Origin of the sequence: Dyella sp. AtDHG13 (assembly GCF_003201105.1) — a bacterium.
Classification (GTDB): domain Bacteria; phylum Pseudomonadota; class Gammaproteobacteria; order Xanthomonadales; family Rhodanobacteraceae; genus Dyella; species Dyella jiangningensis_B.
In genome coordinates this window covers 190,757-203,584 of record NZ_QICJ01000005.1, presented here as the reverse complement: position 1 = coordinate 203,584, position 12,828 = coordinate 190,757, and the positions used below count along the sequence as shown (strand labels likewise).

Annotated in this window: 14 protein-coding genes; 5 read left to right on the top strand and 9 right to left on the bottom strand. The window is 67.4% G+C overall.

Annotation, left to right across the window (positions count from 1 at the left end; translation table 11 throughout):
- Positions 1 to 46 precede the first annotated feature (46 nt).
- Positions 47 to 1,252, bottom strand: a complete 1,206-nt coding sequence (locus BDW41_RS10800) for a sterol desaturase family protein (protein WP_110301585.1) — start codon at positions 1,250 to 1,252, stop codon at positions 47 to 49.
- A 142-nt stretch (positions 1,253 to 1,394) separates the two neighbouring features.
- On the opposite strand from BDW41_RS10800, the gene tldD reads away from it, so the two are divergent.
- The 3 genes from tldD to BDW41_RS10785 all read left to right on the top strand — a co-directional run bounded on the left by tldD (position 1,395) and on the right by BDW41_RS10785 (position 4,628).
- Positions 1,395 to 2,834 carry a metalloprotease TldD gene (tldD, locus tag BDW41_RS10795; protein ID WP_074547448.1) on the top strand — a complete coding sequence of 480 codons (1,440 nt, stop codon included), beginning with the start codon at positions 1,395 to 1,397 and terminating at the stop codon, positions 2,832 to 2,834.
- A 169-nt stretch (positions 2,835 to 3,003) separates the two neighbouring features.
- Positions 3,004 to 4,422 (top strand): putative sulfate exporter family transporter, encoded by a 1,419-nt coding sequence (locus BDW41_RS10790; RefSeq protein WP_074547449.1) that lies wholly within the window; start codon positions 3,004 to 3,006, stop codon positions 4,420 to 4,422.
- Positions 4,419 to 4,628, top strand: a complete 210-nt coding sequence (locus tag BDW41_RS10785) for a hypothetical protein (RefSeq protein ID WP_074547450.1) — start codon at positions 4,419 to 4,421, stop codon at positions 4,626 to 4,628. Before BDW41_RS10790 ends, BDW41_RS10785 begins: the two co-directional genes overlap by 4 nt.
- Positions 4,629 to 4,663: 35 nt before the next feature.
- On the opposite strand, the gene yjgA is transcribed toward BDW41_RS10785, so the two are convergent.
- Both yjgA and BDW41_RS10775 read right to left on the bottom strand, forming a co-directional pair.
- Positions 4,664 to 5,251: a ribosome biogenesis factor YjgA gene (gene yjgA, locus BDW41_RS10780; protein ID WP_074547451.1), complete on the bottom strand. Its 588-nt coding sequence runs from the start codon at positions 5,249 to 5,251 to the stop codon at positions 4,664 to 4,666.
- Between the two features lie 28 nt (positions 5,252 to 5,279).
- Positions 5,280 to 5,528 (bottom strand): DUF1653 domain-containing protein, encoded by a 249-nt coding sequence (locus tag BDW41_RS10775; RefSeq protein WP_074547452.1) that lies wholly within the window; start codon positions 5,526 to 5,528, stop codon positions 5,280 to 5,282.
- Positions 5,529 to 5,640: 112 nt separating this feature from the next.
- Here BDW41_RS10775 and pmbA point away from each other — a divergent pair, with 112 nt between their 5' ends.
- Both pmbA and BDW41_RS10765 read left to right on the top strand, forming a co-directional pair.
- On the top strand, positions 5,641 to 6,993 hold the full coding sequence (gene pmbA / locus BDW41_RS10770) for a metalloprotease PmbA (protein ID WP_074547453.1): 1,353 nt from the start codon (positions 5,641 to 5,643) through the stop codon (positions 6,991 to 6,993).
- Between the two features lie 113 nt (positions 6,994 to 7,106).
- The gene (locus tag BDW41_RS10765; RefSeq protein ID WP_074547454.1) at positions 7,107 to 7,544 is read left to right on the top strand and encodes a DUF4870 domain-containing protein; all 438 of its coding nucleotides are present in this window, start codon (positions 7,107 to 7,109) and stop codon (positions 7,542 to 7,544) included.
- Positions 7,545 to 7,694: 150 nt separating this feature from the next.
- Here the strand turns inward: BDW41_RS10765 and BDW41_RS10760 are convergent, their stop codons facing one another.
- The 6 genes from BDW41_RS10760 to BDW41_RS10735 form a co-directional block, all read right to left on the bottom strand.
- The gene (locus BDW41_RS10760; RefSeq protein ID WP_083337559.1) at positions 7,695 to 8,420 is read right to left on the bottom strand and encodes a hypothetical protein; all 726 of its coding nucleotides are present in this window, start codon (positions 8,418 to 8,420) and stop codon (positions 7,695 to 7,697) included.
- Positions 8,421 to 8,514: 94 nt separating this feature from the next.
- Positions 8,515 to 9,438 (bottom strand): polyprenyl synthetase family protein, encoded by a 924-nt coding sequence (locus BDW41_RS10755; RefSeq protein ID WP_074547457.1) that lies wholly within the window; start codon positions 9,436 to 9,438, stop codon positions 8,515 to 8,517.
- The gene (locus BDW41_RS10750) at positions 9,398 to 9,649 is read right to left on the bottom strand and encodes an exodeoxyribonuclease VII small subunit (protein WP_074547458.1); all 252 of its coding nucleotides are present in this window, start codon (positions 9,647 to 9,649) and stop codon (positions 9,398 to 9,400) included. Before BDW41_RS10750 ends, BDW41_RS10755 begins: the two co-directional genes overlap by 41 nt.
- A gap of 68 nt (positions 9,650 to 9,717) precedes the next feature.
- Positions 9,718 to 11,007 carry a tRNA lysidine(34) synthetase TilS gene (gene tilS / locus BDW41_RS10745; protein ID WP_233496836.1) on the bottom strand — a complete coding sequence of 430 codons (1,290 nt, stop codon included), beginning with the start codon at positions 11,005 to 11,007 and terminating at the stop codon, positions 9,718 to 9,720.
- Positions 11,000 to 11,755 carry an NYN domain-containing protein gene (locus BDW41_RS10740; protein WP_074547459.1) on the bottom strand — a complete coding sequence of 252 codons (756 nt, stop codon included), beginning with the start codon at positions 11,753 to 11,755 and terminating at the stop codon, positions 11,000 to 11,002. The genes tilS and BDW41_RS10740 overlap by 8 nt, the downstream gene beginning before the upstream one ends.
- 106 nt (positions 11,756 to 11,861) lie before the next feature.
- Positions 11,862 to 12,818 (bottom strand): acetyl-CoA carboxylase carboxyltransferase subunit alpha, encoded by a 957-nt coding sequence (locus BDW41_RS10735; protein WP_074547460.1) that lies wholly within the window; start codon positions 12,816 to 12,818, stop codon positions 11,862 to 11,864.
- Positions 12,819 to 12,828 lie beyond the last annotated feature (10 nt).

Genomic DNA, 12,828 nt, shown 5'->3' with positions numbered 1-12,828 from the left:
CCTGTTCCGATGAATGCACCGTCGCGCCAGCGCGACGGCGCGGATGTCAGGCGGCGGGATCGCGCGGCTTGGTGCTGCCGCGGAACGGGAACAGTTGCTGGCGCACGAACCCGTCCGGCATGTAATCGCCCACCACGCCGTAGTGCTCCGGAAATTTCTTCGGCGACTTCACCGCGGTGCCGAACAGGTAATCGAGAAAGGCGTAGTGCGCGGCGTAGTTCTTGTCGATGGCTTCGTCATCGGACGCGTGGTGCCAATGATGGAAATCCGGCGTCACCACCAGGTATTTCAGCGGCCCCCACGGCAGGTGCACGTTGGCGTGGTTGAACACCGCCTGGAAGCCCACCACGATGATGTAGGCATTCATCACGCCTTCACTGAAGCCCAGGATGTAGAGCGGCGCCAGCACGGCGACGCGGGTGAAGATGAGTTCCAGCATGTGCTGGCGCGAACCGGCCAGCCAGTCCATGGTCTTCACCGAGTGGTGCACGGCGTGGAAGCGCCAGAGGAACGGCACCTCGTGGTACGCGCGGTGCGTCCAGTACTGCGCCAGGTCCGCCACCAGAATGCACAGCAGCAGCTGCGGCACGAACGGAATGTGCTGCACGTACTGCTGGAAATCGCTGCTCACCAGCCAGCCGAACAGGTGGTGCAGCAGGAAGTTCACCACCAGCAACGCCAGGCCGACGATGAAGTGGTTCACCGCGAAATGCTTGAGGTCCGTCTGCCATTCCTTGCGGAACAGCGTCTGGCCCTTGTAGAGCGGAAACAGCTTCTCGATCACCACGAAGATCAGCGTCGAGCCGAGCAGGTCCAGGATGAACCAGTCCAGCCCGATGTAGGGCGTGTGGTCCGGGAAATTGCCCACCGGCACGCGCGAGCCGCCCAGCGCGGTGGCCACGATCACCAGCGCGAACGCCACCATGCTCAGTTGCCGCGCGCGGCCTAGGATGATGTTGGCCAGCGACATGCCGCCGGAAACGAGCAGGGCGGCCAGCAGCAGCTGGCGAAGCACGTCCACCGAATACTTGTGGCGCAGGTCCGGCGTGGTCAGGTATTGCGGAAAGTGGAAGGCCAGCACGCCCAGCAGGCTCAGGAAGCCCAGCGACAGGGCGATGACGCTGCTGATCTTGCCCAGGCCGGGCTTCAGCTCGCCGTCCTTGTGCAGCAGTTCCCGGGTTTCCTCGATGGGCGCCTTGATGGCCCGGTCGATGACCTTGTGGGCCAATGGCTGCCGAGGGGTATCGCTCATATGTGATCCTTCACATGGTTGTCATGGACAAGGCCCGCATCGTAACCGCTGGGGCCGCGCCGCTGCACGAGGCGGGCTTTAAACCCCCGGCGGGCGGCCCCAACTTGGTAAAGTCCCTTTTTTCGCATACGGCACCCACTTCATGGATTCCCTGATCGCGCAGGCAGAACGCCGCCTGCTGTCGCCGGGCGGCCTGGCCGCCACCGACCTCGAGCATGTCTTCAGCCAGCTGATGGGCCCCTCCATCGACGCCGCCGACCTGTATTTCCAGCACTCCCGCAGCGAGTCCTGGGTACTGGAGGAGGGCATCGTCAAGGACGGCAGCCACTCCATCGAGCAGGGCGTGGGCGTACGCGCGATCAGCGGTGAGAAGACCGGCTTCGCCTATTCCGACGAGATCGTGATGCCCCAGCTGCTGGAGGCCTCCCGGGCCGCCCGCGCCATTGCCCACGGCGGCAACGGCGCCGGCAAGCCGCTCGCGCTGAACGGCGCCCGCCAGCTGTATCCGGCCATCGATCCGGTCGAGAGCCTACCCAACCCCGACAAGATCGCGCTGCTGCGCGAGGTGGACGCCTACGCGCGCTCGCGCGATCCGCGGGTAAAGCAGGTCATCGTCAGCCTGGCCGCCACCATGGACACCGTGCTGGTGGCCGCATCGGACGGCACGCTGGCGGCCGACGTGCGCCCGCTGGTGCGCCTGAACGTCGCGGTGATCGTGGAGCAGAACGGCCGTCGCGAGCAGAGCCACGTCGGCGGCGGTGGCCGCTACGGCTACCGCGAGCTGCTGGAAAACGGCCGCGCCATGGCCTTCGCCGACGAGGCGGTGCGCCAGGCCTTGGTGAACCTGGAAGCCGTGGACGCGCCGGCCGGCAGCATGCCGGTGGTGCTCGGCCCGGGCTGGCCAGGCGTGCTGCTGCACGAGGCCATCGGCCATGGCCTGGAAGGCGACTTCAACCGCAAGGGCAGCTCGGCCTTCGCCGGCCGCATCGGCCAGCGCGTGGCCGCGCCCGGCGTCACCGTGGTGGACGACGGCACCCTGCCGGGCCGCCGCGGCTCGCTCAGCGTGGACGACGAAGGCACGCCCACCGAGTGCACCACGCTTATCGAGGACGGCATCCTCAAGGGCTACATGCAGGACAAGCTCAACGCCCGCCTGATGGGCATGGCGCCCACCGGCAACGGCCGCCGCGAATCCTTCGCTCAGCTGCCCATGCCGCGCATGACCAACACCTACATGCTCGCCGGCCAGCACGACCCGCAGGAGATCATCCGCTCGGTGAAAAAGGGCCTGTACGCCGTGAACTTCGGCGGCGGCCAGGTGGACATCACCAACGGCAAGTTCGTGTTCTCCGCCAGCGAGGCCTACCTGATCGAAGACGGCAAGGTCACCCGCCCCGTGAAGGGCGCCACCCTGATCGGCTCCGGCCCCGACGTGCTCACCCGCGTCTCCATGATCGGCAACGACCTGGCCCTGGACGAAGGCGTGGGCGTATGCGGCAAGGACGGCCAGAGCGTGCCGGTGGGCGTGGGCCAGCCGACGCTCAAGGTGGATGCGATGACGGTGGGCGGTACGGCGTCGTAGGCAACCGGCGGTTCGCCATGGCCGTTGGCGCTTTGCCGCGGCTATATCCATAGAACAAAACCTCATTTCGCTTTGGCGCAGGCCGCGCGGACAGTGCCCGCTGCGGCCTTTCCCGTTGGCCGCCCGGACGTCCATACGTCCGGACTCTATTTTGGTGAGGGGCGGTGCGATGAGCGAAGCGACACGAGTATTGCCGGGTCAGGCCCGTGCGCAAGGCGTCGATGCACGCCCCGCCCGATGGGCGGTGTTTTCCAACGAGGACTGGTGGTCGGTGTGGATCGGCCTGCTGGTGATCGTGGTGGCGTGGGCCTTGTTCGCCAACGGCAGCAGCCTGAAATGGCTGGCGGTGGCGCCGGCGAAGTGGAAGACGCTTGCCGACGCCTGGCAGGGCTTCGCCTCGCACTGGCCCAACTACCTTGCCCTGTTCGCCGCGTTCGCGCTGTTGTTCGGTACGGGCCTGGCGGTGCTTGGGCACTCGCTGCCGCGTTTTCTGCCGGCGTTCCTGATCCTGTTCGTGGTGTCGCTGCTGATCTTCACGGCATCCGCGTGGGTGCAGGCGTCGCGCTACAACCTCGAGGCGCCCTTGCTGGCGCTGGCGCTGGGCTTGCTCGTCTCGAACACCGTGCGCCTGCCGGAGTGGTTCCAGTCCGGCCTGCGTGTGGAGTTCTACATCAAGGTGGGCATCGTGCTGCTCGGCGCCACGCTGCCGTTGACCCTGCTGTTCTGGGCCGGCCCAGTGGCGGTGGGGCAGGCGACCATCGTGTCGCTGGCCACGTTCTTCAGCATCTTTCTGGCCGGCAAGGCGCTGGGGCTCGACAAGCGTTTCGCGGCGGTGCTGGGCGTGGGCGGCGCGGTGTGCGGCGTGTCCGCAGCCATTGCCAGCGGTGGCGCGGTGCGCGCGCGGCGCGAGGATACGTCGGTGGCGATCACCCTGGTGGTGGTGTGGGCCATCGTGATGATCTTTGTGCTGCCGTTTGCATCGCGCGCGCTGGGTTTGTCCACGGCGGTGGCGGGTGCATGGATCGGCACCTCCGAATTCGCGGATGCGGCGGGCGTCGCGGCCGCGCAGGCCTATGGCGATGCGGCACGCAACGCCGGCGGCGCGATCGCCGGCGCGCCGGATGCCGCCGTGCAGGCGTTCACCCTGATGAAGGTGGTGGGCCGCGACATCTGGATCGGTATCTGGGCGTTCGTATTGGCCTGGGTGGCGGCCACGCGCTGGAACACCTCGGAAAACGGCGTGCAGGCGAAAGCCGATGCGCGCGAGATCTGGGCGCGCTTTCCCAAGTTCGTGTTCGGTTTCGTGCTGGCCTCGGCGCTGATCACGTGGATCGCCAGCCACTATTCGCTGGCCGATTACCGCAAGGTGGTCACGCCTGATCTGGTGGCGCCGATCAGCACCCTGCGCACGTGGGCCTTCACGTTCTGCTTCCTCAGCATTGGGCTGACCACCCGCCTGCGTTTGCTGGCCGCGACGGGTTGGCGCCCCTTGCTCGCGTTCACGGCGGGCGTGGTGGTGAACGTGATCATCGGCTACGTGCTGTCGGTGCACGTGTTTGCCGATTACTGGAACGGGCTGGGCGGATGAGCGTGGCGGCCACGCTGGCGGCGCGCTGCGAGCTGTGCCGGTTCCGCCGGGATGATCGACGGAACATCGAACAGGTATTGCCTGGCCTGGCCTCGCTGGGTTCGGCCTATGGCGCGAGCATCGGTGCGAGCGCGTTGTGCGAGAAGCACGATTGCTTCGTATCGCCGCGCGACGTGTGCGCGGCATTCCAGCCCAGCGAGGATTGAGGTTATTAGGTGGCGCGAAAACGCCACCCGCAAACTCACTCGTCGTTCTCTTCCGTTTCGTCGATATCGATGTCGACTTCGTCGGCAACGTGTTCTTCGCCGCCGCCGTTCGCCAGATCCTTGAGCAGCTGGTAGATCTCGCGGTACGCGCGTGGCGGCTTGTTGCCGTCCTTCTCGACCTTGGCCTGGCGCACCAGCGAACGCAGGTGCTGGCGATCGACGCCGGGATATTGCGCAATCACGTCGCTCATCGCGTTGTCGGGATCGGCCAGCAGGCGATCGCGCATGGCTTCCAGGCGATGCATGGCGGCCGTCTCCTGGCGCTGGCGGTCGCGATTTTCGCCCAGCGCGGCGCGCACGCCATCGAAGATGCTCGTGTCATGCCGGCGCATCACCTTGGCAAGGAACTGCAGCTGCCGCTTGCGCGCGATATGCGCGGTGATGCGACGCGTGTTGGCGATCTCGCGCTGCACGTCTTCCGGCAACTCCAGCCGCGCCAGCTTGCTCTGCGGCAGCTCGACCAGCTGGTTGGCCAGCGCCAGCACGGCCAACGCGTCGCGGCGCTGCTGGGTGCGGGTGGGGCCGTAGTCGTGGTCGGGGTCGTGGGTGTAGGTGCGTGGCACGGATGTCTTCCAGCAGTGGATGCGGTGTTCAGGGCGTCGCGACGACGCCGTCGAGCAGGTCGGGTTCGGCCTGTTCCAGCGCGAAGCGGGGAATGGGCTCGCCGTCCAGCTCCACGGTTTCGCGGAACATGGCGACGGGGCGCACCCACAGGCCGTACTCGCCGTAGAGCGCCTGGTAGACCACCACTTCCTCCATCGTCTCGCTGTGCCGGGCGGTGCCCAGCACGAGGTAACGCTGGCCTTTGTAATGGCGGTAGATGCCGGCTGTCAGTGCCATGGCGGGGCTCCGCGACGCTCTTTGCTTTGGGGGACAAGACCCCATCTAGGGGAATTGCGCGGGTCGGACCGCGTATTCTACCCGTTCCCCGTTTTCCTGCAGGAATTCACGCGTGACCCAGCTCAGCACCACCCAGGATCGCAGCAGCGACGAACTCGACCGCCTGGCCCAACTGGCCGAGGACGTGATTCGCCGGGCCCGCGCCGCCGGCGCCAGCCAGGCCGAGGTGGCCGCCAGCATCGACACGGGCCTGAACGTGAACGTGCGCCTGGGCGAGGTGGAGACGGTGGAGCACACGCGGGACCGCGGCTTTGGGCTCACCGTGTATTTCGGCCAGCGCAAGGGTTCGGCCAGCACCGCCGACCTCAACCCCGACTCCATCCAGGCCACGCTGGAACAGGCCTGCGCCATCGCCCGCTACACCGAGGAGGACCCGGCCGCGGGCCTGGCCGATGCTTCGCGCATGGCCACCCAGTTCCCCGACCTGGACCTGTGGCATCCGTGGCGCATCGACACCGAGCAGGCCATCGCGCTGGGTACGCAGATCGAAGATGCCGGCCGCGCGCATGCCGGCATCACCAATTCCGATGGCGCCAGCGTGCAGATGGGCGAGAGCCTGGCCGTCTATGCCAACTCGCATGGCTTCGTGGGGCGCGAGCGCGGCACGCGCCATTCCCTGTCGCTGGCGCTCATCGCGGGCGACGACGAAGGCATGCAGCGCGATTACTGGTACGACAGCGTGCGCTCGGCGGACGACTTCATGAGCGCGCGGGCGCTGGGCGACAAGGCGGCCGAACGCACGCTGGCGCGCATGGGCGCGCGCAAGCTTTCCACGCGCCAGTGCCCGGTGCTGTTCACGCCGGAGGTGGCACGCGGCCTGATCGGCCACCTGATCGGCGCGGTCAGCGGCGGCGCGCTGTATCGGCGTGCGAGCTTCCTGCTGGATCACGCCGGGCAGCAGATCATGCCGTCGTGGATGAATATCGTGGAACGCCCGTTCATCATGCGCGGGCAGGGGTCAGGTTCGTTCGACGCCGAAGGCGTGGCCACCCGCGACAGCGCGCTGATCGAGAACGGCGTGCTCGCGCGCTACGTACTGGGCAGTTATTCGGCGCGCAAGCTGGGCCTGGAATCCACCGGCAACGCGGGCGGCATCCACAACCTGATCGTCGAGCCGGGCCAGGACGACTTCGCCGCCCTGCTCAAGCGCATGGGCAGCGGCCTGGTGGTGACGGAGGTGATGGGGCAGGGCGTGTCCACCGTCACGGGCGACTACTCGCGCGGCGCGGCCGGTTTCTGGGTGGAAAACGGCCAGATCGCCTATCCGGTGGAAGAGATCACCATCGCGGCCAACCTGCGCGACATGTACGCCAACATCGTGGCGGTGGGTTCGGACGTGGACCACCGCTCCCACCTGCTCACCGGCTCCATCCTGCTGGAACAGATGACCATCGCGGGCGACTGAGCCGGCCCTGACGAGTGACACCGGTAAATCGGGCGCGGCCTTGCTAGGATCAGGGCCGCCAGCTCAGGGGCTGGCCTTGCCGAACAGGCTTTGACGACACAGGAGAAGTGCGCATGAGCGTCCCGCCCGAGTCCGTCGTACCGCCGCCGTCGAACGGCCCCGCCGCGCCGTCCGACCTTCCTTCCGCGCAGGAGCGCCAGTGGGCGATGTTCGCCCATCTGTCGGCGCTGCTGGGCCTCATCCTCACCGGCCAATGGTTCGGTTGGGGCTGTTTCCTGGGGCCGCTGATCATCTGGCTGGTGAAGAAGGACGCCATGCCCTTCGTGGATGACCAGGCCAAGGAAGCGTTGAACTTCAACATCACCGTCGCGATCGTGTTCTTCGCCCTGTTCGTGCTGACGCTGATCACGCTGGGGCTGGGCGTGCTGATCGCCGTGCCGGTGGGTGGGATCGTCGCGATCGCGTGGCTGGTGTTCACCATCATCGCGGCCATTCGCGCGAACGAAGGCGTGCGTTATCGCTATCCGTATACGCTGCGGCTGATTGGCTAGAACAAATCGATGAAAAGGCGGCCTGCGGGCCGCCTTTTTTTCGTTTTGGCGATACTGTTCAAAATCCTGCATGAGCACCCATATCCCTCGCCGTCATTCCGGCGCAGGCCGGAATGACGGCGGGTGAAGCTGGCGGTATCGCAGAGGCTCTCAGTGCAAACCCACGTAAGTGCGCTTGAACGTCACCGCCTGCTCCAGCGTGGGCACTTTCCACGCGCCCGTGACCACCATCTGCTTCCCGTCGGCCGTCAGGGCCCAGGTCTGGTCCAACTGGGTGCCGTCCGCATAGCGGATGTTCACCGTCAGCTGCCCGTTGTCCATGTGGCCGCGCACCATGGCATTGCCGTTGAGCGTTTGCCGCGCCACGCCGTCCAGCTTGCCGGTGAGCTGGTCGCCGTTGTTCAGGCGGACCTGAAAGGTCTTGTCGTCCTGCTGCACGAGCAGCACGGTATCGGTCTTGAGCGTGGGCGGCATTGGATACGTCGCCGTGGCGATCGGGTCCTTGTCGCTGCCATTGGCGGGTTTGCCGTCACCGCTGTCGCCGCCATGACGGCCACGCCCGCCACCGCCCATGCCGCCACCGTGGCCACCCATGCCTCCGCCGCCCATGCCGCCATGGCGGCCTCCGCCATGGTTGTTGCTGGCGGGTGCGGCGCTGGACGATGACGAGGCCGGCGTAGCCTGCTGCGCGGCCAGTTCCTTGCGCGCTTCCACGCGCATGGCGGCGGTGAGCGCATCAGGCGTGTCGCTGCTGCGGTCGTCCAGCCGCCATGCGCCGCTGAAATCGGTGCCCTGCGCGGCGATGGCCGTGCCGGCGATCAGCAAACTGGCGAAGGTGCCGGCCACAAGGCCGCGCGAGAAACGAGGTGGGAACATGGCGGTCGCAACGGTAAGAAGGCGTGGCCTTCAGGGAACGTTCCAGGGCGACGGCTGTTGACGCATCGTCAGCGAACCGCAAGCGGGCGCCGCGTTACTTCAGGCGCGCCGCCGCATAAAGCGCCAGTTCCACCAGCAGGGCGCCGCGTTCGCCGAAGGGGGCAACGGCGTCGAGCGCCTCCTGCGTGAGGTGGGCGAGGTGCTTGCGGGAAGCGTCCATGCCGATGATGGACGGGAACGTGGGCTTGTCCGCTGCCGCATCCTTGCCGGCCGTCTTGCCGAGCACGGCCGATTCGCCTTCGACATCCAGGATGTCGTCGCGCACCTGGAAGGCCAGGCCCACCGCGTGGCCGTAGCGATCCAGCGCGGCAAGCTCGTCGGCGGAGGCGCCGGCGGCCAGTCCACCGAGCTGCACGGCGGCGCGGATCAGCGCGCCCGTCTTGCAGGCATGCATGAACTCCAGCTCGGCCAGCGTGAGCTTGCGGCCCACGGCGGCCAGATCCAGCGCCTGTCCGCCCGCCATGCCGTCGGCGCCGCAGGCGCGGCCCAGCACGCGCAGCATTTCCACGCAGCGCACCGGCGACACGCCGGCGTCCACGTCGTGGGCCAGCAGCTCGAACGCCAGCGCCTGCAGCGCATCGCCGGCGAGGATCGCCATGGCTTCGCCAAACACGATGTGGCAGGTGGGCCGGCCGCGGCGCAGGGCGTCGTCGTCCATGGCGGGTAGGTCGTCATGCACCAGCGAATAGGCGTGGATCAGTTCCACCGCCACGGCCGGGGCGTCCAGGCTCGATCCGGTTTCACCCAAGGCATGGCCGGCGGCGTAGACCAGCAGCGGCCGCAGGCGTTTGCCGCCGCCGAGCACGGCGTAGCGCATCGCCTGGTGGAGTTCCACGGGCGTGGTGTCGGCGGGGGGGAGCGAGCGGACAAGCGCCTCTTCGGCGCGGGCAATCAGCGCTTTGAAGGGGGCGCCGAGCTCAGAGCTCGGGCTGGAAGGGTTCGGCAGTGTCTGGGGCATCGGGGTCGAGCAGCATTCGTACGCGCAGCTCGGCATTTTCCAATGCCTGCTGGCAATGGCGATATAGGCCAATGCCGCGTTCGAAAGAGGACAGGGATTCGTCCAGGCTCAGCTCGCCGCCCTCCATGCGCGCGACCAACTGCTCGAGTTCGTCCAGCGAATGTTCGAAATCGGCGGCGGGGGCAACAGGGGCGGATGCAGACTTGGCCATGGCCCGCAAAACTAGCGCAGGGGGCGTAGGGAATCAATCCGCGGTGGGGCGGCGTCGCCGCAAGATGTTCACCAGGCGGGCTGCCAGCGGGGCCGGGCGTCGCCCAGCAGCGTCGCGCCTCGCTCGGTGAGCCAGCGGTCGCCCACGCCGATCAGTTCGTCTCCCGCGTAGAGCAGGGGACAGGCAAGCCGGCGCCACGGCGGCATGCCGCTTTGCTGGAACAGGTCGCGCAGCTCGCGGGTGTGCGCGTGTCCGGCCGGCCGCAGGTGTTCGCCGCCCTGGCGCAGGCGCACGGTGAGTGGGGCGTCCAGCCGTGCAGGCGGGTCCAGCAGCAGGCTTCCGCCGTCGGGCAGGGCCAGTGGCTCGCCCTGCCAGTCCGCCTGCCAGTGCGGGTCGATGGCAGGCCGGGGCGGAAGCGCCCATAGCCGCCCCTTCCACACGTGCAGTTCGGTGCCGGGCCAGCGGATGCACGGCAGTTGGCCGTCGTGCGCCGTGCATTGCCGCTCGATCTGTTCGCGCTGCGCCGTGGTGGGTGCGGTGAGCCCACGCGCATGCAGCCAGTCGTCGAGCAGGGGATGGCGCAAGGCGGGCGTGAGCGCGAGCCAGCCGACGGCGTCGAGGCTGCCTGTGGCCGGGTCGAGCAAGCGTGCCTGTTCGGTGCGCCACTGCTGTTCGAGTGCATCGCTGGCGGAGCGATGCAGCCGCGCGCTATGCACGATCGACTCCACCGCTTGCGGCCAGTGCTGGCTCAAGCGCGGCAGGATCTCGTGTCGGAGAAAGTTGCGCGAGAGGCGCGCATCGTTGTTGGAAGGGTCGTCGATGCACGGCAGTTCGTGTCGCTCCACGTAGCGGCGCAGTGCATCGCGAGGCGTGTCGAGCAGCGGACGCCAGAGTTGGCCCTCGCCCAGCCGCCGCGTCGCGCGCATGCCACCGAGCCCTTCGGGGCCCGCGCCACGCAGCAGTTTCAGCAGGACGGTTTCCGCCTGGTCGTCGCGATGATGCGCCAGCAGCAGCCGCTCGCCCTTCTGCAGCGACGCGGCGAAGGCGTGATAGCGCGCCTCGCGCGCCGCCGCTTCCAGGCCGTAGCCGCGTTGATGATCCACCTCGACGCGCAGCACCAGGCACGGCACACCCCATTCGCGCGCGAGTTGCCGGCAGTGCTCGGCCCACGCATGGCTTTGGGCGTGCAGTCCGTGATCGACATGCAGTGCGCGCAGGCCACGTGCGTGCGTCTGCGGCGACTGCGCCAGCGCGTGCAGCAAGGCCGTGGAATCGGGGCCGCCGCTGTAGGCGACGCAGAGCGCGCCGTCCGGCTGCGCCTGCAGCGCGTCGCGCAGTACGTCGGTCAGCTCAGTCACGGGCGGCGGTTTTCTTGCTCTTGTTGCGCACGTAGATCACCTTCGGACGCCCTTCGCCGGGGCTGCGGCGATCCATCTCGAACAGCGTGGTGGCGGTGATCAATTCGCTGAGCTTGTTGTAGCCGTAGCTGCGCGCGTCGAAGTTGGGGCGCTGCTTGGTGACGATGGAACCCACGCCGCTCAAGGTGGCCCAGCCATCGTCGTCGGACGCCGCGTCCACGGCGTTGCGCAGCAGGTTCACCAGGCTGGAATCCTGCTTGAGCTGCGCGGCGGTGCGCGGCTTGAGTGGCTGTTCCTCGTCGGGCTTGGCGACCAGGATGTCGGTGTAGATGAACTTGTCGCAAGCCGCCACGAACGGGTCGGGCGTCTTGCGCTCGCCGAAGCCGTAGACGATCAGGCCCGATTCGCGGATGCGCGCGGCCAGTCGCGTGAAGTCGCTGTCGCTGGACACGATGCAGAAGCCATCGAAGCGGCCGGAATACAGCAGATCCATCGCGTCGATGATCATGGCCGAATCGGTGGCGTTCTTGCCGCTGGTGTAGCCGAACTGTTGCATGGGCTGGATCGACTGCGTGAGCAATTGCTCCTTCCAGCCCTTGAGGTGATTGGACGTCCAATCGCCATAGGCGCGCTTGACGTGCGCGGTGCCGTACTTGGCCACTTCGGCGAGCAGCGCCTCGGCGATGGCCGGTTGCGCGTTGTCCGCGTCGATGAGTACGGCGAGCTTGGTGGCGTGTTCGTTGGCCATGGACGCGGTTCCGGGCGTTGGTGCCCGGATGGTAGGCCAGTAGGGACGAGAGGTGAGTGAAGATGAGCGGGAAACGAGAACATGGTTCCCGTTTCTCTGGGCTTCGTTATTCCGTGTATGCGCCGTAGCTGCGCAGGCGCTTGTAGCGCAGGTCGAGCAGGTCCTGCATCGGCAGCGCTTCCAGCTCGTCCAGCTGGTTGAGCAGCACCGCCTTCAGGCGCACGGCCATGGAGTGCGGGTTGCGGTGGGCGCCGCCCAGCGGTTCGCGCACGACCTTGTCGATCAGGCCCAGCTCCAGCAGGCGCGGGGCGGTCAGGCCCAGCGCCTCGGCGGCGTCCTTGGCCTTCTCCGCGCTCTTCCACAGGATGGACGCGCAGCCTTCGGGCGAGATCACCGAATACGTGGAGTACTGCAGCATGATGGTGCGGTCGCCCACGCCAATGGCGAGCGCGCCGCCCGAACCGCCTTCACCGATCACGGTGCAGACGATGGGCGTCTTGAGGTCCGCCATTTCCAGCAGGTTGCGGGCGATGGCCTCGGACTGGCCACGCTCTTCCGCGCCCACGCCCGGGTAGGCGCCTGGCGTGTCGATCAGGGTGATCAGCGGCAGGCCGAAACGCTCGGCCATCTTCATCAGGCGCAGCGCCTTGCGGTAGCCCTCCGGGCGCGGCATGCCGAAATTGCGGCGCACCTTGCCCTTGGTGTCGCGCGCCTTCTGGTGGCCGATAATCATCACCGAGCGGCCGTTGATGCGGCCCAGGCCACCGACGATGGCGGCATCGTCCGCATAGGCGCGGTCGCCGGCCAGCTCATGGAATTCGTCGCACATCACGCTGATGTAGTCGAGCGTGTACGGACGGCCCGGATGGCGCGACAGCTGCGTCACCTGCCACGGCGTGAGGTTGCGGAAGATCTCGTTGGTCTTGAGCTTCAGCTTCTCGCGCAGGCGGCCGACTTCTTCGTCGATGTTGAACGCCTGCCCGTGGCTGGCATGGCGAAGCTCTTCAATCTTCGCGTCCAGCTCGGCGATGGGTTGTTCGAAATCGAGGAAGTTGGGATTCATTCGGTGCAGT